Raw genomic sequence first — 18,098 nt, 5'->3', positions numbered from 1 at the left:
GTGGCGGCCGCCCGCCCGGGTCGGGGACGGCTGGCCTAGTAGTCGAACTTCACCTTGAGGTCGAGGTTGTAGCTGGTCTGGAGTGCGTCGGCCTCCGCCGCACCCAGGGCCCGCCGCACCGTCTGCCCCTTCAGGAACAGGTACTTGTTCAGGCGCCACTCCAGCGACAGGTCGCGCTCCGCGTTGGACGAGAGCGTCTGCCCGTAGCGCACGAACAGGTCGCGCGTCACGTACTTGCCCAGCCCCACGCGCGACACCTCGAAGCGCCCGGCGGTGGGGTCGGTTCCCAGCTCGAACACGTCCAGGAAGCGGCTGAACCCGATCCCCAGCTCACGCTGCACCCGCCGCAGCAGCAGGTTGCCCAGGGGCGCGCTGAGCGGGGTCGCACCCGGCGCCGTCCCGGTGACCGTGGGGCCAGTCCCCGGGATGGAGGGGGTCTCCACGCGGGTGAACTTGCCGACCGTGAGCATGGTGATGATCTCGGCCTCGCTCAGGCCGCCCGAGCTCAGCCGGAGCTTCCCCGGCTGGTTCAATTCGAACACCCGGGTGCCCGGCACGGTCAGCGTGATGGTCATGTTGGACGCCTGCGCCGTGGCCCGGAGGTTCAGCGCCGGGTTCTCGATCGGCCCGCTGAACACCACCGTGCCGGCCGGGCTCTCCTCGATCCGGAACGAGGTGTCGTAGACGTCGAATGTCCCGCGCTGGATCTCGAAGGAGCCGTAGCCCTCGTTGAACCCGCCGAGGTTGCGCGCCCGGATGTCCCCGGCCACCTCGATGTCCGACTGGCTGTTCTTCCACCAGAGATTCCCCGGGACCGAGACCTCGAGGTCATAGTACCACCGCAGCACCGGCTTCTCACGGGTTTCCTCGAGAGTGGGCGGGATCCTGCCGAATTCCATGAGCATCAGCCCCTCGGCCACCACCAGCCGCCCGTGGACCAGCGGGTTGCGGTTGCCCGGGGCCAGGGGATCCACCTGCAGCGCCCCACGCACCAGCCCGGAGTAGTTCTGCTGGTCGCTGATGGGCACGTCCACGGCCTGCACGTCGAAGTGGTAGGCGCGGACTCCCCTCTGGTCCCATTCCAGGGAACCGCTGCCCTCCACCGAGCCGCCGCGGCCGGCCAGGCCGCGCAGCGATCGCACCCGCACGGTGCGGTCCTCGAGGGCGATGTCACCCTGCACGCCGCGGAAGACCTCCTCGCGCCCGGCGAAGCGCAGGGTGGCGTCGGTCACCGTGGCCGAGCCCTGGAAGCGGGGGTCGCGGGGCCGGCCGTGCACCCGCGCATCCACGGCCGCGCGGCCGCTGGAGTAGGCGATGGCGTCCGGGAACAGCGTGGCCAGCACCGCCAGGTCCACCTGGGGCGCCCGCAGCCGCAGCTCCATCTCGCGATCCTCGAGGCGGAACACCACCGGGTCCAGGGACAGCCGGCACGGCAATGTGCCCTCCACCACGGAGGTTTCCCCGCCCATCTCCGAGGCGGCCCGGCGGAGCTTAAGACTGCCGGCCTCGTAGTCGGCCTGCACGGTGACGCGCCCCAGGCGCAGGTCGCCGTGGGTGACGTCTTCGCCGATCAGGTCGGCGGTCACCATCGGGGTCGAGAGCGGTCCGCGCACCTCCACCCGCCCGGTGGCGCGGCCGCTGAGCGGGCGCAGGTCTTCGTTGAAGTCGCCCAGGGAGGCCAGCTCCAGCGGCTGCAGGCCGGCGTTGCCGGTGGCAGTGGCGGAACGGAAGAGCGAATCCATGGGCAGGACCAGCGCCTTGAGCCCGTGCCGGCGTACCTCCGGGAAATCCAGGCTCAGCCGGCCCAGGAGCGAGCTGCCCCCGTGTTCCACACCCCAGTGGTCCAGGTCCAGGCGGCCGTCGCGCAACGTGCCCCCGGCCGAAATCCGGTCCAGGGGGTGGCCTCCGAACACGCCGCGCTCCACCTGCGCATCCAGCGTGCAGCGCGGATCGGCCAGCGAGCCGTCCACGTGAATGTCCCCGGACAGCAGCCCGTCGGGGGCGCGCTGGCGGAGGAAGTGCGCGGTCAGCGCGCGCAGGTCCCAGCGGCGGGCGTGGAAATCGAGGCGCAGCGACCCGTCGGAGGGCCGGTAGCAGCCGTCGGTGCCGATGGAGTCGCCGTCTGGCGAGCCCCAGTGCACCCGGCTCCAGGCCAGGCTGTCGCCGGCCCAGCTGAACTCCGACTCGCCGCGCTGGCTCCAGCGCTTCGCCCCCAGCACCAGCGCGCCGCTCTCCACCGTCAGGCGGCGGGCGCGCCAGTCCACCTGTCCCTCTCCCTCCACGGTGCTGTCGCGGTGCGCCGCGGTGAGCCGGAAGCGGGTCACCGGGCCGCCCTGACCGTCCAGGTCCGCGCCCTCCACCACCACGTCGCCCACGCGCAACTCGCTCACGTGAAGCCGCGCCGCCAGCCCCGAGACGCTGGGCCCCTGCCAGCGCACGTCGGCGGTGGCCGCCGCCGTGGAAATCCCGCGCCAGCGGAAGTCGGCCAGCTCGGCCCGGGTGCCGAGCTCGGGACGGCCCGCCGCGCCGGCCAGCTGCCAGCTGCCCTCGAGCCGGCCGGAGAACCGCTCCCCCGTGGACCGGCTCAGCACCTCCAGCGAGTCCAGCGAAACCGACACCGTCCCGCTGCCGCGCAGCGCGGACTCCGGCCCGAACGCCAGCCGGCCGGAGGCGCGCCCGCCCGGCCCCGAGACCTCGAGTGAATCCACGCTGAACTGACCGGGCTGGTATTCAAAGACCCCCGCCGCGGCCTGTACCCGGTGGCCCCGCACCCGCGAGGGTGCCACCGCGGCGCGTCCCGCCACGCGCTTCAGCGCGCCTCCGCCCCACTCCAGCTCCACGGCTCCGCCGGCGTTGAGCTCGGTCTGCGCGATCCGCCAGGCGGGCGGCAGGAACACCAGCTGTGCCGGGTCCACGCCGGACACGGCCAGCTCCAGCCGCGCCCGGCCGGCGGGCTGCACCGTGCCCGAGCCCAGCGCCTGGGCACCTCCCATGGTGACGCGCCAGGCGGACAGCCGGATCGTCGGCCCCAGCCACTCGCCGCGCATGGCCACGTCCGCGGTGCCGAACCCCGGTGCCGCCAGCCGGCCGTCCTCCTCGAAGCTCAGGCGCGCGCCGACCTGGCGCAGGTGCGCCGTCCCGGAGAAGCGTGCCGGCGGGAGCTTCGAGGCCAGCCACGGGGACACCACGCCATCGGCCAGGGAGTCCAGGCGGGCATCGAGCAGATAGTCCCGGTCGGACGCGTACCGGCCCTCGAAGCGGCCGGCAAAGCCCGGCCCGCGGGCGTCCAAGCGGCGGAAGGTCCAGCCGCGGTCCCCCAGCTCCAGCGCTCCGGCGAGACTGTCCAGCGTGAGCCCGCGCGCCGGGAGGCGCGCACGCAGCCGCTCGATGTCCACCTTCGCTTCCCGGCGCACATTCACTCGCGCCGTGGCCTCCACGCCGGCGGCCCAGAGCTCGGGCGCGGCGGGGACGCGCTCGATCCACAGGCTGCCGTCGCGCACCGCGAGCGGAGCGATTTCCAGGCCCGCGCCTCCCCCGCCGCCCTCCGACTTCAGCACCGGCAGCAGCACCGCGCCCGAGGTGTCCACGGTGAGCCACACTCGCGGCGAGTCCATTTCGATCCGGAGCCGCGCGGCCTTCAGCAGTTGCGGGATGCCGGCGTCCACCGTGACCCGCTCGGCCTCCAGGAAGCGGTGCCAGCGGCGGGACTTGTCGCGCAGCTCCACGCGCAGGCCGCGCACATCCACCCGGCGCAGCGGGTTGCCCTGCACCGAGCGCCACGTGAGGCGCAGGTTGCCGGAGCGCTCCAGCTTCGAGTTCACGAACTCCCGCGCGATTCGCTCCAGGGACCCGGTGCGCAGCAGCCCCGCGGAGGCCGCCGCCACGGCGACCACCAGCGCGGCCACGACGTACGGCCACCGGCGCCGGCGCCGGCGCGGCGGGATCGGGGCGGCGGGTTCGCGGTCCTCGTCCATCTCAGTACGCCTGGCCCAGGCTGAAGTGCCACGAGGTGCGCGCGGGCGCGGTCACCCCGGAGGGCAGCTCCCCCAGCTCGGGCGGGTTGATCTTCACGCCGTAGTCCACGCGGAACGGCCCCACCGGGGTGGCGAAGCGCAGCCCGCCGCCGGCGGAGTAGCGGAACCGGTCGAAGCTCGCCGGGCCGCGCAGCGCGTAGGGCGCGAACGCGCGCAGCGTGACGTCGCCGAAGGAACGCCACACGGCGCCGCCGTCGAGGAACAGCGCCCCGGAGAACAGCCCCCAGATGGGGAAGCGCACCTCGGCGCCGGCCAGCAGCAGCACCCGGCCGCCGCGGAACGCGTCGCCGCTGTGCCCGGTGACGGTGGCCTCCCCGGACCCGCCGATCTCCTCCTCGGAGTAGCCGCGCACCGTGTTGGCCCCGCCGGTGCGAAAGCGGTCCTCGGCCCGCAGCATCTGGAGATCCAGCGAGTCTCCGGTGGCGTGATGGAAGGGCATCGCCACGCCGGCGCGCAGGCGCGCCGCCAGCACCGTGCGGCCGCGCAGCGGGCGGTACCAGCTGGCGCTGCCGACGTTCTTGAAGAACGCGGTGTTGCCGCCCAGCACCCCTCCGGAGAGCTGCACGGTGAGGTCCTGGTAGCTGCCCCGCGAGGGATCGAATGCGTTGTCGCGCATGTCGCGGTCGAAGCCCAGCTGGAAGCGATTGCTGGTGTAGAACGCCGGCTCCTGCCGCGGATGGGAGGTCACGCCGTAGTGGGAGAATTGCGCCAGCAGCTTGGAGGTGGGCGTGAGCTCGCGCCGCAGGTCCACGCTCACCCCGCGCGTGAAGTGGGGCAGGGTGGTGTCCGGCTGGGCCACGAAGTACAGCGAGACCTGCCCCCGCGTGCGGGTGCCCAGCAGGTGCGGCTCGGTGAGCGCCAGTTCCAGGCGGGCCTCCTGGAACTTGAACGCGTTGGCGTCCAGGTAGGGCCGGCGACCGTAGCCGATCATGGAGGTGAACGCCAGCCGGCGGCCGGTCCAGAACAGCGAGCGCGTACCCACCTCGGAGAGCAGCCGGAACTGGTCCTGCGAGCCGTAGCCCACGCCCCCGCTCAGCCACCACGGCTTGCGCTCGCGCACCCGCACCTCGACATCCACCGTGTGCTGCACGCTGTCGGCGTTCACCGGCACGATCTGCACGTCCTCGAACAGGTCCGCGGCGTACAGGCGCGACTTGTCGGCCTCGATGGTGGAGCGGCTGAGCAGGCTGCCGGGCTCCAGGTCCATCTGGCCCCGGATCACGAAGGGGCGGTTGTGCAGCGGGCCGGTGCCCACGTGGGTGATGCGCCGCACGTGCACCGGCGGGCCCTCGGCCACCGCGAAGCGCACGTCCACCGTGCTGTCGCGCACCGCGGCGGTGTCGTGCACCTGGGGGTAACAGCCCACGTCGGCGTACAGCAGTCCCAGACGCTCGCGCTCCGACTCGCGCGCGAAAGGGTTGTACGGATCCCCGGTGCGCAGGAACGAGCCCTGCGCGGGCAGCGGCGGCTCGAGCTGGGTGACACCGGCATAGCCCACCGTGCCCACCAGGTAGCGCCGGCCCTCGCGGATCACGAAGGCCACCTCCACTTCGCGCGCCTCCGGGTCGGTGGTGGTGCGGTCCTCCACCGCCACGTCCAGGTAGCCGCGGCGGCGGTAGAACGCGGCCAGCGCGTCCGCGTCGCCGCGGATGAAGTCGCGCCGGTAGATGCTCCGACGGAAGGGGTGGAACGGGAAGGAGGGAGTCTGGGTGCGCACGAACTTGCGCAGCTCGCCGGAGCCGAATGTCTCGTTGCCCTCGAAGCTGACGCGCGCGACCTGCAGGAATTCGCCGGCCACTTCCGAGGCGGCGCGCGCCGGCCCGGGGCAGGCGAGCCCGGCGGCGAGCAGGACCGCGGAGAGGACGGCCGGGGCCGCGAGGCCCGCCCCCCGCAGGGCTGGGCGCATCCGGCCTACGGGTTCTCGCGGGGCGCCGCGCGCACGCGGGTTTCCCCGGAGACGAGATTCAGCCTGCGCTCCACCAGGCGCCGGATGTCGTTGCCGAAGGCGAACACCACGATCGAGAGCACCACCACGAGCCCGATGCGCTGCGCCCACTGGATCTGGAACACCGTCAACGCCCGGCGCTGGATCACCTCCAGCAGCGCCAGCAGCACGTGGCCGCCGTCCAGGATGGGAATGGGCAGCAGGTTGAACACCATGATGGCGATGCTGATGAACGCGCAGAAGCCCAGCAGGTCGCTCCACCCCCGCCGGGCCTCGTACCCGGCGATCTGGCCGATCATGATCGGGCCGCCCACCTGCTGCGAGAACTGCTTCGGCCGGTTCACCAGCCGGGCCAGGCCCGCGTAGGTCTGCACCACCTGCGACCAGGACGCCAGCCAGGCGCCGCGCACCGCGCGGCCCCAGGGCGCACCCGGCTCGTAGTAGAACTGCGTGGACTGCGCCGCGATGCCCACGCGACCGCCCTTGGGGCCCTCCTCCTGCGCCTGCGGGGTCACGATGAAGTCCGCCTCCCGCCCGGCGCGGCGGACGTGGAACTTCAGCGGCTTGTCGGCGCTCCCGAAGATGATGTCGGTGAGGTCGATCCACTCGCCCACCGCCGTGCCGTTCACCGAGAGGATCTCGTCGCCGTCCTTGAGCCCCGCGAGGTAGGCCGCGCCGCCGACCAGCACCGTGCCGATCACCGCGGGCCGGTGCGGGACCAGGTCGCGCAGGAAGGGCGCCAGGTCCCGGTCGGGAACGCGCACCGCCAGGCTGCCCGCCCCGCGGGCGACACCCAGCTCGTGCACCGGGTTCTTCGTGGAATCGGACTCGTCCAGCAGGCGCCGGAAGTTCATCCACGACGCGATGGGCTTGCCGTCCAGGGAGGTCAGCCGGTCCCCGGGGGCCAGCCCCAGGTGCCCCGCGTAGGTGGAGGGCGCCAGGCGGCCCAGCACCGCCGGGTAGTCCTCGAACTTGCCACCCAGGCGGAACATGATCACCAGCACCACGAACGCCAGCAGCAGGTTGGACAGCGGGCCCGCCACCGCGATCAGCACGCGCTTCCACCACGCCGCGCCCAGGAACTCGTCCGGCGCGCCGGTGCGCTCCGGATCCTCGAGGCTGTCGCCGGCCATCTTCACGTATCCTCCCAGCGGGATGGGGCACAGACAGTACTCCACGCCGCCGTGCGTGTACTTGAAGATGACGGGCCCGAAGCCCATGGCGAACCGCACCACGCGCACGCCGCACCAGCGGGCCACCAGGAAGTGGCCCAGCTCGTGGAAGAAGATGATCGGGGGCAGGACCAGGAGGAACGCCCGGATGGTTTCCAGCAGATTTCCCATGGGGTTGCTTTTCCCTCGGATGGCAGTCTATCAGCCGCTTTCGCGGGGGGTCAAGGAAGCCGGAGGCGCGTGCCGCATCCTCATGGTGAACGCCGCCAGGGCCAGGAACGCGAATCCCGGCTCGCCGGCCCACGCGACGTCGAATAGGCCCACCACCGCGGTGCCCAGCAGCGCGGCAGTGATGCCCAGCTCCTCGGGCCGCGGATCCGGCGCCCGCAGCCCGGCGCGCCAGGCGTCGCGGAACCCCCACATCAGGAGCCCGAAGCCCAGCAGCCCCAGGAAGCCGGTCTCCGCCAGCGTGCCCAGGTAGAAGTTGTGCGCGTGCGGCCAGTCGCGCGGGAATTCCGGGGAGCGCACCAGCTCGTAGGCGGGCTTCCAGGCCCCCAGGCCCTCCCCGGTGAAGGAGCGCCGCGCGATCATGCGCAGCGCCGCGACCCAACCCTGCAGCCGGCCCAGGATGGACACGTCCTCGAGCCGGGTGAGCTGCAGCGCGCGGTCCCACAGCGACTGCGGCAGCATCCAGTTGCCGGCCACGAACACCGCGGCCGCCACCCACGTCATGGCCGCCACCCACGTCATTTTCGGCCGGCGGGCCCTCCAGCTTGAAAACACCGTGGCCAGCGCAAATGCCGGCCACGAGGCCCGCGAGTGGCAGCACGCCAGCAGCAGCGCGCTTCCGGCCCAGGCCGCGTGCCACCAGCCGGCCGCGCGGCCCCGCGCGAGCAGGGCGAAGCCGAAGCTCCAGCAGAACAGCAGCAGCAGGTACTGGGCGGCCGAGTTGGGGTTGGGCATCATCGGGTACGAGAGCCCCGGGAACCTGCCGCTCAAGAGATGCCACCCGAGCCGCATTTCCACGATCAGCCACGCGCCCAGCAGCAGCGATCCCGCCAGCCACAACGCCTGCAGCGCGGGCGGCAGCCCCGCCCGGTCGCGGCGCGACGCCACGGCCAGCACCGGCAGCAGCATCCCGGACCATGCAAGCCACGCGCGCAGGGTCGCGGAAGGATCCCGGCTCCCGCCGATCGAGATTCCCCAAGCGACTATGCAGCAAATGGTTCCGAAGACCAGCTCGCGCGGAAGATCAAGCTCCCGCCGCACCGCCCGCAACGCCAGCACCGCCGCCAGCAACACCCACGCCACCGACACCAGCGAGCGGGCGATCGGCAGGCACAGCAGCGCCAGCGCCAGCGGCGCGACGATGGGCCAGTCCACCCGCGGCGGCAACGCGCGGCTCACGGCAGGCTCCCTTCCAGCGCCCGCTCCAGCGAGCGCGCCTCCTCGGCGGGCGAGAACAGCGAGCGCGCCCGCAGCACTCCGGACTCCGACCACCCCGCGCGCAGGGCGCCGTCCTGCAGGCCGCGGTCCAGGGCCGCGGCCAGCGCCGCGGGATCGTCCGGCTCCACCAGCTCCCCCGCCTCCCCCACGACTTCCGGCAAGCCCCCCACGCGCGAGCCCACCACCGGCACCCCGCGCGCGAGTGCCTCCAGCGCCGCCAGCCCGAACGCCTCGAGCCGCGAGGGCTGTACCGCCAGGTGCGCCGCCGCGAACGCCGGAGCCAGGTCGTCCAGGTGCGCGGTCCACTCCACCGCGTCCTCCAGCCCCAAACTGCGCGCCAGGGAGCGCAACGCCGCTTCCTCGCGCCCGCGCCCGATGATGCACAGACGCGCCGGCATGCGCATCCGTTGCCGCGCGAGCAGCAGCACGTCCTGGCCCTTCTCCGGCGCCAGCCGGCCCACGCACAGCAGCGTGGGCGGACCACCCGGTTCCGGCCGGGCCGGCAGGGGCGGCAGGGACGGGCGCATCACGAAGATCCTGTGCGGGGCCACGCGATCCAGCCGCTCCAGCCGACCGCGCATGTACTCGGACGTGGTCCACACGGCGTCGCAAAGCTGCGCGTAGTGGAAGCGGCGCTTCCAGCTGGGCTTCTCCGACGCCAGGTGCCGGGCCATGACGCGCCGCACCGGGGTGCCGCGCGCAGCCCACCACAGCCGGCGCAGGTCGCGGTGCTGTACGGCGACGGCCACGTCGGGACGGAACTCGCGCAGGGTGCGCGCCAGGGAACCCAGGCCGCCGTCCCACGCGTGCCCCCGCGGGCCGCCCTCCGCCGGGCTCCCATCGCCCCCCGGCAGCGCCGGGGAACCCGCCGGCGCCAGCCCTGTCGCCTGGTGGCCCATCGCCGCCAGCATGCCGAGGGCGCGTCGCATCCACACTTCGGCGCCCCCCGAGCGATCCGGCGCGGCGGAGTTCAGCAGCATCACCCGCAGGGGCCGGCGCGCGCTCACGGGGTCCCTTCCACGGACGCTCCCAGCATCTCCCGCGCCCGCTCCAGCGCCTGCTCCACGGGGATGCGGTCGAGGCAGAAATCGTTCGGGCGCACGCAGCGGCGCTGGTCGCACGGACAGCACTCGAGGCGCACGTGCAGGTGCGCGTGCTGCGGGCCCAGCGGCGCCGCGGTGTGCGGCAGCGACGGGCCGAACAGGGCCAGCACCGGCGTGCCCACCGCCGCGGCGAGGTGCATCGGCCCGGAATCGTTGGCCACCAGCAGGTCGCTCTCCTCGAGCCGCGCCGCCGCCGCGTCGAGATCCAGCCTGCCGCTGGCGTCCTCGGCGCCCTCGCGGGCCAGCAGCGCCCCCAGGGCCCTCTCGCCGCGTCCCCCGATGACCCACACGTGGGCGCCGCCCGCGGCCAGCCCGCGCGCCAGGGCGGCGAAACGGTCCGGCCGCCACCGCCGCAGCTTGCGGTTGCCCCCGGGGTGCAGCGCCACCACCGGGCCCCGCAGCCCCCCGCGCCAGGCTCGCGCCGCCTCGCGCGCGCCCGGGGAAGGATGGAACTCCAGCCGGGCATCCCCCGTCGCGCCCACCAGGCCGACCAGCTCCAGCATGTGACGGGACACGTGCTCCGGCCCGCAGGCCTTGGGGATCCCGGGCCGTGCCGCGATCCGGCCCTCGCGGTGGAAGCCCACCGAATGCGCGGGCCGCATGCCGGCCAGCAGGCGCTCGGCGCGGCCGTCGGCGGTGAGGTCCACCGCCAGGTCCACTCCACCGTCCCGCCAGCCCCGGGCCAGCGCCGCCCAGTGGAAGGGCCGCTGCCACACGCGCGGCGGGTCGTAGTGCGTGACCCGGTCCACGTTCGGATTGCGCTCCAGGGCCGCGGCGGAGCGGCGCTTCACCACCACCTCGAGCGCGGCGCCAGGGAAGCGCCGCCGCAGCGCGCGGAGCGCGGGGGTGGCCAGCAGCGTGTCGCCGAGAAAGTAGAGCTGCACCACCACCAGGCGGCGCACCGACGCCGGTTCGAGGGAGCATCCCCCGGAGGACGCCGCGCCGCGTGGAAGATCCTCACGCACGGACCCGGCCATCCGCCACCTCCAGCATCCAGGCCTCGAACCGGTCCAGCATTTCGGAGTAGCCGAAGCGCTCGCGCGCGGTCCGGGCTGCTCCCGACACCAGCCGCGCCCGCAGCGGCCCGTCGGCGAGCCCGCGGACCAGTTCGCGCGCCAGCGCCCCCGCGTCGCGTGGCGGCACCAGCAGGCCGCTCACCTCGTGCTCCAGCATCTCCGGAACCCCGGCCACGCGGGTGGCCACGCACGGCACGCCGGCAGCCATGGACTCCAGCACCGCGTAGGGCAGGCCTTCCAGCTCGGAGGGCAGCACCGAGAGGTCCGCCGCGGCCCACACCGATGCCACGTCCTGCACTTCGCCCAGGAAGCTCACCGAGTCCTGCAGCCCCAGACGGCCCGCCAGCCCCCGCAATTCCGCGGCGCGCGAACCCCCGCCGGCCAGGAGGAGCCGGGCCCGCGGGCGGGCCGCCCGCACCGCGGGCCACGCGGCCAGCAGGGTCTCGTGCCCCTTGCGCACCGCCAGGCGCGCCACGCACGCCACGACCTCGTCGCCGGGGCCGGCCCCGATCGCCGCCCGCGCCGCCGCCCGCTCGTGCGGCGCGACCGGGGGCAGCCCGTTGTACAGCACCCTCAAGCGACCGGCCGGAACCAGGCCGGTGTGCGCCAGGTCCGCGCGGATGGCCTCGCAGTTGGCGAGGACCAGCGCCAGGCGGCTCCACGCCAGCCGGTTGAACCACTTGCGGGGCACGCGCCGCAGCTGCCCCACGCGCAGCACCAGCGGCACTCCGCCCCCGGCCGGAGCGGCCAGCGCGCACAGCCGGTGCGCCCGCTGAATCTGCGCCACCACCACGTCCGGGGATTCGCGGGCCTGGAACCGGCCCAGCACCGCCACGGTGGCCAGGTCCAGGTCGCCGGCGAAGGGCGCGGGCAGCGTGCGCGCGCCGGCCTGCGCCGCGCGCGCCAGCACCGGCCCGCCGGCGCGCCCGGATACCCACACCTGGTGGCCCCGGCGGAGCAACCCGGCCGCGGAGTCCAGCAGCCAGCGCTCGCCTCCCCCGAGGCCCTTCATGGAATTGCAGAACAGGATCTTCACGCCCGCCCCCCGGCGGCCGCCCCGCGCGCGCCGGCGACGAGCCACGCCAGTTCCTCGAGGAAGCGCAGCCTTCCCGAGGCCGCCGCGTCGGCCCCGTGGCGCCACTCGCGGGGCGGGTCGCATCCGCCCGGCGCCCGGGCCGCGGACTCCAGCGCCGCCAGCCACGCCGCCGCGTCGTCCGCGGGCAGCACCCGCATGCCCAGCGAGCGCATCTCCTCCACCGCGCCCACCGGGGAGATGAGCACGTGCGGCACCCCCGCCCGCCGGGCCTCCAGCGCGGCCAGCGGCAGCTGTTCTGCCCGGGAGGGCATCACCAGGGCGTCGGCGCACAGCAGCAGCCGCGGGACGTCGTCGCGGTGGCCCAGCATCTTCACCCGGTGGACCAGCCCGAGCGTGCGCAGCGACGCCAGCACCTCAGTCTCCTGCGGGCCGTCGCCGATCACCCACCACTCCCAGTCCAGGCCGCCGGGCAGCCGCGCCAGGAGCGGCGGCACCCACAGCAGGTTCTTGCGCGCCACCAGGTGGCCGACGCTGGCGAACACCGCCCGGCCCGCCGGAATCCCGGCTTCCGCGCGCGCCGCGGCGCGCGAGGTGGACAGGCCCGACAGCGGCGGAAAGAGCGCCTCGTCCACGCCGTCGGGCAGCACCGCCACCGGCAGGCGGCGCGCGAACGGGTAGCGCTCGGAGACCTCGAGCAGCCACGGCGTGGGCGAGCACAGCGCGTCCACGAACCAGCGGTAGGTGAACCGGTGGGACCACGAATCGCGGATCATCGGCAGGCCCATCAGCAGCGCCACGCACGGGCCGGCACGCCCCACGCGCGCCAGGCCGGCCAGGCGCGCGTCGCGGGTGGTGGCCCCCAGCACGGCATCGGTGCGGTGGTCGGCGAACAGCGCGCGCAGCCGCCCGGCCGAGGCGAGGTCCAGCCCGTTGCGCAGGGGCAGCTCCAGGGTGGGCAGGCCCAGCGCGGCGCAGTGTGCCGCGAACCGCGAGCCGGCGCGTCCCACGGCGCGCGCGTCGTGGCCCAGGCGTCGTGCGCGGCCCGCCAGGTCCGCCAGCGACCGCTCCACTCCTCCCAGCACCGCCGGCCGGGCCGAGTCCAGCACCACCAGGTTCATCGGACCAGCTCCGACCACGCGTCCACCGCCTCCGAGGCCGGGATGGACTCCATCCCCCGGCGCGCGATCAGCGCCCGGTGCTCCACGCCCCACGGGGCCCACACCAGGGCCTTGTTCTCGTCGGCGTAGAGCACCACCTCGGGGATTCCGAAGGCGGCGCACAGGTGCACCACCGAGGTGTCCGGCGTGAGCACGGAGTCCATGCCCTCGATGGTCGCGGCGAACTCGTCAAAGGAGCCGGTCGGGGGCGCCAGCACCGCGCCGGAGACGCGATCCGCGATGCGCGCCGCCCGGTCCATCTCCGCGGGCACGGCGAACACCACGAAGCGCTGGCCTGGAAAGCGCCGCGCCGCGCCCAGGAGGAAGGCGCGGTAGTTCTCCGCGCCCCAGAAGCGGTCCAGGGCGCCGGCGCTGGTGTTCACGCCGCACAGCCGCGCGCCCCCCGCGCGCAGCGGCTCCAGGACCGCTCGGGCCCGGGCGCGGGCCGCCGCGGTGGGCTCGAAGCGGAGCCGGAGCTCGTCGTCGGGCGCCGGGCAGCCCAGCGCGCGCAACAGCTCGCCGAGGCGCTTCACGATGTGCACCGTGCTGCGCGGCTGCGCGGGCACCGGGATGTCGAAGGGAAAGCCGCGGCGCTCCTCGTGGAAGCCCGCGGAGAGGCGCGGGCGCATCAGCCGCATGAACACCGAGGAGGTGAGCGAGGGGTGGTTCATCAGGTCGATGGCCAGGTCGTAGCGCTCGGCGCGCAGCGCGCGGGCCAGCCGGAAGGTGTTGAGGGCGCGCCGGTCGTAGCACCAGCGCCGGCCGATCTCGGCCCGCCCGTCCAGCACGCGGAGATTGTCGCGGCCCAGCAGCAGGTCCACCTTCCAGCCCGGGCGATGGCGGGCCAGCGCATCGAGGAAGCACGTGGACAGCAGCGCGTCCCCGATGCGGTCGTGGCGCAGCAGCAGCACCCGGGCCCGGTCGGGCAGCGCGGTCCCGCGGCGCGGCCGCACGCCGGCCAGGGTCACCGCGCGGATGGCCGACTTCAGCAGGATCAGGTCCACGGTCCCCCCGCCGGCCCGCCGCCGGCCCGAAGCGCGCACAACGTCTCCACCACCTCGTCCACCCCGGGCCCGCTCCCGACGCGCAGGATCCCCCGGTAGCGGGGCGATTCCTCCAGCGCCTCCAGACTCTCCGGGTGCAGCAGCGCGCCCACCGCCGGCACCCCCAGCGCCACCGCCACGTGGAGCGGGCCGGTGTCCCCGGACACCCAGCCCGAGAGACCCTCCACCAGCGCGGCGAATTCGCGCAGCGGCGGGGTCTCCACCAGGCGCCACGCATGACCGGCCGCGGCGCGCCACGCCCCCGCCTGGTCCGCCTCCCCGGCTCCCAGGAACAGCACCGGCTGGAGCCCTGAGTCCGCCAGCGCCCGGGCCACCGACTCGAAGTTCTCCCGCGGCCACTGCCGAGCGCCGCGTCCCCCGGGGTGGATGCCCACGGCCCCCGCGCCCAGGCCCAGGCGGCGGCGCGCCGCCTCGCCCGCGGCCCGCTCGGCGGGCGTTACCTTCCACCGGGGAGGGGCGTACACCGCCGCCGGGTCCAGCCGGCGCGCCAGCTCGAAGAAGATCCGGGCGCGCCCGGGGCCCGGGGCGAGGGGCGCGTCCACCAGGATGTTGAGGTGACGCGGGCTGTCGCCGCGCCGAAAGCCCAGCCGCAGGGGCGCGCCCAGCGCGCGCGCGAGCAGCGCCCCCGACAACGAGAAGGTGTGGTGATGGCCGGCCTCGATCACCATGTCGTAGCGGCGGGAGCGCAGGGCGGGGATGGTCCGCCAGCCCTCCGCATGGCCCGGCGAGGAACGCTCGAAGCGCAGCACGCGGGTAACCGACTCCAGCCCCTCGTAGGCCGCGTCGTAGGGGCCCGGGGCGATGACCTCGATCTCGGCGGCGGGACACGCGCGGCGGAGCGCCTCCAGCATCGGGAACAGGATCACCTGGTTGCCCAGGCGACGGTCCAGGCGCAGCACCGCGACCCGGCGCAGCGCCCCGCGGTCCCATGCGGGCTCGGGCTCCGGGCGAAACACGCCTCCGAGAATCCGGGCCAGCCCGCGCCGGGCGCCGCGCTCCAGTTCCTTCACTCCCCGGCCCCCGCGGCCTCGAGCAGCACCGCCTCCACTTCGGACGTGAACCGCGCCGGGGAGAACCGGGTCAGCGCCTCCGCCCTCGCCGCCGCGCCCAGCTCCTCGCGGGCGGGATCCGAGAGCAGCTCCACGATCGCCTCCGCCAGCCCGGCGGCGTCGCCCGGCGGCGCCAGGCGCGCCCACGGGCGGCCCTCCAGCCACTCGGGCAGCACTCCCACGCGCGTGGCCGCCACCGGCAGCCCGCAGGCCATGTACTCCAGGGCGGCCCGGCTGTGCAGCTCGCTGCCCACCGAGCTCACCACCCCCACCCGGGCCAGCCGCAGCCAGCGGACCACGTCCTCGCGCCGGCCCAGCCAGTGCGCGGCGCCCTCCAGCCCCAGCCGCGCCACCCCGTCGCGGTATGCCGCCTCCTGCCCCTCCCAGGCCTCGCCCATCAGGACCGCCGCCACCCTGGGTCGCGTGCGCCGCACCCGCTCGAGCGCTTCCAGGAAGATCCCCACGCCCTTGACCGGCGCGAGCCGGGCGGTCAGCGCCACCACCTCGGCTCCCGGGCCCAGGCCCGCCTCCATCCACGCCGAAGCCTCGGCCGGGCCGGGGCAGAACCGGGTTCCGTCCACGCAGCCGTCCAGCACGCGCCAGTGCCGGGTATGGAAGCCGGCGGCGCGCGCCTCCTCGGCGAGCCGCGCGCAGGGCACCAGGACGAAGCGGGTGTCGCGGTCGTAGAGCGCGCGGCTGCCGGGCCGCCGGCGCAACGGCGTGTTGCTCCCGCGCCAGCGCACCAGCGCGGCGGGCCGGCCCCGGCGCCCGCCGGTGGCCCCCGGCGCCCCCGCGGCCGCGCCGCGCACCAGCGCGCCCAGCAGGTGCGCGGGGGACTCCACGGTGTAGATCACGTCGGGGCCGAAGCGGCGGACCTCCCGCCGCAACGCGCGCCACTGGGCGGCGAAGCGGAGCGGGTTGTTGCCGAAGTGCGTGCCGGGGAACTCCGTGACGGGCAGGCCCGCGTCCGCGGCGCGCATCAGGCTGCCGGACCCGGGGGGGGCCATCCAGCGGCAGGCGTGCCCGCGCGCGGCCAGCGCCGCGGCGAGGAACAGGCTCTGTTCCGTCTCCGCGTTGAACGGCCGGGCCGCGGAAACGAACAGCGTCTTCACAGCATCTCGCGGGCCAGCGCGCGGGCTTCCCGGTCCGCCTCCCACACGTCCCCCGGACCGTCCAGCTCCCGGCGAGTGTGCCGGTCCAGGACGCGGCGCAGCAGGCGCGCGATATCCGGGAACCGGATGCGCCCGGCGAGGAAGGCCTCCACCACCACCTCGTCGGCGGCGTTGAGTGCGGCGGGATAGGTGCCACCGGCCTCGCCCGCGGCGCGCGCCAGCCCGTAGCAGGGGAAGGCGCGCGTGTCGATCTCCTCGAAGTGCAGCGCGCCGGCCTGCAGCAGCCCCAGGGGCGGGGCCGGCGTGGGGTGCGCGCGGCGGCCCAGGAGCGCGCGCTGGATGGGCAGCGACATGCTCGGAGCGCTCAGCTGCGCCGTCCACGATCCGTCGCCCCACTCCACCATCGCATGCACCAGCGCCTCCGGGTGCACCACCGCGCCCACGCGCTCCAGCGGCAGCTCGTAGAGCCACCGGGCTTCCAGCACCTCGAAGCCCTTGTTCAGCAGCGTGGCGCTGTCCACGGTGATTCGCGGCCCCATGGCCCACACCGGGTGGGCCAGCACCTCGGCGGGTGTGAGCGAATCGAACCGTGCGGGATCCATGCCGCGCAGCGGCCCCCCCGAGGCCGTGATCCACACCTGGCGGGCTTCGGCCGCGTCGCGACCCTCGAGCAGCTCGCCCAGCGCCCAGTGCTCGCTGTCCACGGCCAGCAGCTTGCCCCCGCCGCGGTGCGCCGCCCGCGCGGCCAGCGGCCCGCCCGCCACCAGGGTCTCCTTGTTGGCCAGCGCCAGGGTGCGGCCGGACTCCAGGGCCGCCAGCGTGGGCGCGAGCCCCCGCGAGCCCACCAGCGCATTGAGCACCAGCGGCGCGTCCGGGTGGGTGGCGCACGCCAGCAGCCCCGCCTCCCCCGAGACCACCTTCACCGCCGGCCCCAGGGCGTCGCGCACGCGCGTCGCGGCCGCCGGGTCGGCCACGCACACCAGCGTGGGCCGGAATTCCAGGGCCTGCTCCACCAGGCGCTCCGCGCGCCGCCCCGCGGTGAGGGCCACGACGCGGATCTCGCCGGGGTGCAGGCGCAGCACTTCCAGCGCCTGCTCGCCGATGGAGCCGGTCGAGCCCAGGATCGAGAGGCCGCGCGGCTTCAGGGTCGCATCGCGCACAGCAGGAACCCCCACACCACCGGGGTGGCGGTCAAAAGGCTGTCGTAGCGGTCGAGGACACCGCCGTGGCCGGGAATCCAGGAGGCGCTGTCCTTGGCGCCGAACTGGCGCTTGAACATGGACTCCAGCAGGTCGCCCGCCTGGCCCACCACGCCCACCAGCGCGCCCAGGAGCGCGCCGCGGACCGGGCCCAGGAAAGTCCACAGCGTGGCCCCTGAGAGCGCGCCCACCAGGACCGCGGCGCACAGGCCGCCGGCCGCGCCTTCCCAGGTCTTCTTCGGGCTGATGGCGGGCGCCAGCGGGTGCCGGCCCAGCGCCAGGCCCACGCCGTAGGCGGCGGTGTCGGCGCTCCAGGTGAGCACGTAGGCCATCGCGGTGGCCTGCGCGCCACTGTAGCCGTGGCCCGGGGAGAGGCGCAGCCCGGGCATGGCATAGCCCAGGAACCCGACGTAGGCGAGCCCCAGCGCCGCGCGTCCCGCCGGGCTGAAGGAGAGCCCGCGCGCGCGCGCGGCCACCCCGGCGAGCACCGCCAGCGCCCCCAGCGGGGCCAGCACCGACACCGCCGCGGGCCACAGCAGGCGCGCCCAGGCCAGGGGCGCCAGCAGCGCCGCGACCCCCACGGCGCAGGCCCATGCCGGCAGGCTTCGCGGGCCCATGCGGTAGAACTCGATCAGCGCCAGCGAGAGCAGCAGCGCGCAGTAGCCCTCCCACCACGGGCCGCCGGCCCACATCAGCAGCGCCAGCACCGGCAGGAAGACCGCGGCGGAGAGCACGCGGCCCAGCAGCGCGGGATCGCGCCTCACC

General features: G+C 75.0%; 13 protein-coding genes. All 13 read right to left on the bottom strand.

Annotation, left to right across the window (positions count from 1 at the left end):
* Positions 1-35 precede the first annotated feature (35 nt).
* The 13 genes from HZB25_01385 to HZB25_01325 are packed head-to-tail and all read right to left on the bottom strand — an operon-like array spanning position 36 to position 18,097.
* Entirely contained in the window at positions 36-3,974 is a 3,939-nt protein-coding gene (locus tag HZB25_01385; GenBank protein ID MBI5835873.1) for a translocation/assembly module TamB domain-containing protein, read from the bottom strand.
* 1 nt (position 3,975) lies between these two features.
* A complete protein-coding gene (locus HZB25_01380; GenBank protein MBI5835872.1) occupies positions 3,976-5,940 on the bottom strand; it encodes a BamA/TamA family outer membrane protein in 1,965 nt (654 codons plus the stop codon).
* Positions 5,941-5,945: 5 nt separating this feature from the next.
* On the bottom strand, positions 5,946-7,322 hold the full coding sequence (gene rseP / locus HZB25_01375; protein MBI5835871.1) for an RIP metalloprotease RseP: 1,377 nt from the start codon (positions 7,320-7,322) through the stop codon (positions 5,946-5,948).
* Positions 7,323-7,352: 30 nt separating this feature from the next.
* On the bottom strand, positions 7,353-8,558 hold the full coding sequence (locus tag HZB25_01370; protein ID MBI5835870.1) for an O-antigen ligase family protein: 1,206 nt from the start codon (positions 8,556-8,558) through the stop codon (positions 7,353-7,355).
* Positions 8,555-9,604, bottom strand: a complete 1,050-nt coding sequence (locus tag HZB25_01365; protein ID MBI5835869.1) for a glycosyltransferase family 4 protein — start codon at positions 9,602-9,604, stop codon at positions 8,555-8,557. Before HZB25_01365 ends, HZB25_01370 begins: the two co-directional genes overlap by 4 nt.
* Complete coding sequence (locus tag HZB25_01360; GenBank protein ID MBI5835868.1) at positions 9,601-10,677, bottom strand: glycosyltransferase family 9 protein; 1,077 nt, start codon at positions 10,675-10,677, stop codon at positions 9,601-9,603. Before HZB25_01360 ends, HZB25_01365 begins: the two co-directional genes overlap by 4 nt.
* The gene (locus HZB25_01355) at positions 10,658-11,752 is read right to left on the bottom strand and encodes a glycosyltransferase (protein MBI5835867.1); all 1,095 of its coding nucleotides are present in this window, start codon (positions 11,750-11,752) and stop codon (positions 10,658-10,660) included. The genes HZB25_01360 and HZB25_01355 overlap by 20 nt, the downstream gene beginning before the upstream one ends.
* A complete protein-coding gene (locus HZB25_01350; protein ID MBI5835866.1) occupies positions 11,749-12,870 on the bottom strand; it encodes a glycosyltransferase family 4 protein in 1,122 nt (373 codons plus the stop codon). The genes HZB25_01355 and HZB25_01350 overlap by 4 nt, the downstream gene beginning before the upstream one ends.
* Complete coding sequence (locus HZB25_01345; protein ID MBI5835865.1) at positions 12,867-13,913, bottom strand: glycosyltransferase family 9 protein; 1,047 nt, start codon at positions 13,911-13,913, stop codon at positions 12,867-12,869. The genes HZB25_01350 and HZB25_01345 overlap by 4 nt, the downstream gene beginning before the upstream one ends.
* Positions 13,904-14,983, bottom strand: coding sequence for a glycosyltransferase family 9 protein (locus HZB25_01340; protein MBI5835864.1), 1,080 nt, complete (start codon positions 14,981-14,983; stop codon positions 13,904-13,906). The genes HZB25_01345 and HZB25_01340 overlap by 10 nt, the downstream gene beginning before the upstream one ends.
* Complete coding sequence (locus HZB25_01335) at positions 14,980-16,134, bottom strand: glycosyltransferase family 4 protein (GenBank protein ID MBI5835863.1); 1,155 nt, start codon at positions 16,132-16,134, stop codon at positions 14,980-14,982. Before HZB25_01335 ends, HZB25_01340 begins: the two co-directional genes overlap by 4 nt.
* Complete coding sequence (locus tag HZB25_01330; GenBank protein ID MBI5835862.1) at positions 16,131-17,279, bottom strand: 1-deoxy-D-xylulose-5-phosphate reductoisomerase; 1,149 nt, start codon at positions 17,277-17,279, stop codon at positions 16,131-16,133. The genes HZB25_01335 and HZB25_01330 overlap by 4 nt, the downstream gene beginning before the upstream one ends.
* On the bottom strand, positions 17,276-18,097 hold the full coding sequence (locus tag HZB25_01325; protein MBI5835861.1) for a phosphatidate cytidylyltransferase: 822 nt from the start codon (positions 18,095-18,097) through the stop codon (positions 17,276-17,278). Before HZB25_01325 ends, HZB25_01330 begins: the two co-directional genes overlap by 4 nt.
* Position 18,098 lies beyond the last annotated feature (1 nt).

It is taken from the genome of Candidatus Eisenbacteria bacterium (assembly GCA_016235265.1).
Lineage (GTDB): Bacteria > Eisenbacteria > RBG-16-71-46 > RBG-16-71-46 > JACRLI01 > JACRLI01.
The sequence above is the reverse complement of the archived record's forward strand: the minus strand, read 5'-3'. Positions and strand labels throughout refer to the sequence as shown.

What these genes read in the sequence shown, in the direction of transcription:
- HZB25_01385 (MBI5835873.1), bottom strand. Translation starts at nt 3,974, where the DNA reads ATGGACGAGGACCGCGAACCCGCCGCCCCGATCCCGCCGCGCCGGCGC.
- HZB25_01380 (MBI5835872.1), bottom strand. Translation starts at nt 5,940, where the DNA reads ATGCGCCCAGCCCTGCGGGGGGCGGGCCTCGCGGCCCCGGCCGTCCTC.
- rseP (MBI5835871.1), bottom strand. Translation starts at nt 7,322, where the DNA reads ATGGGAAATCTGCTGGAAACCATCCGGGCGTTCCTCCTGGTCCTGCCC.
- HZB25_01360 (MBI5835868.1), bottom strand. Translation starts at nt 10,677, where the DNA reads ATGGCCGGGTCCGTGCGTGAGGATCTTCCACGCGGCGCGGCGTCCTCC.
- HZB25_01350 (MBI5835866.1), bottom strand. Translation starts at nt 12,870, where the DNA reads ATGAACCTGGTGGTGCTGGACTCGGCCCGGCCGGCGGTGCTGGGAGGA.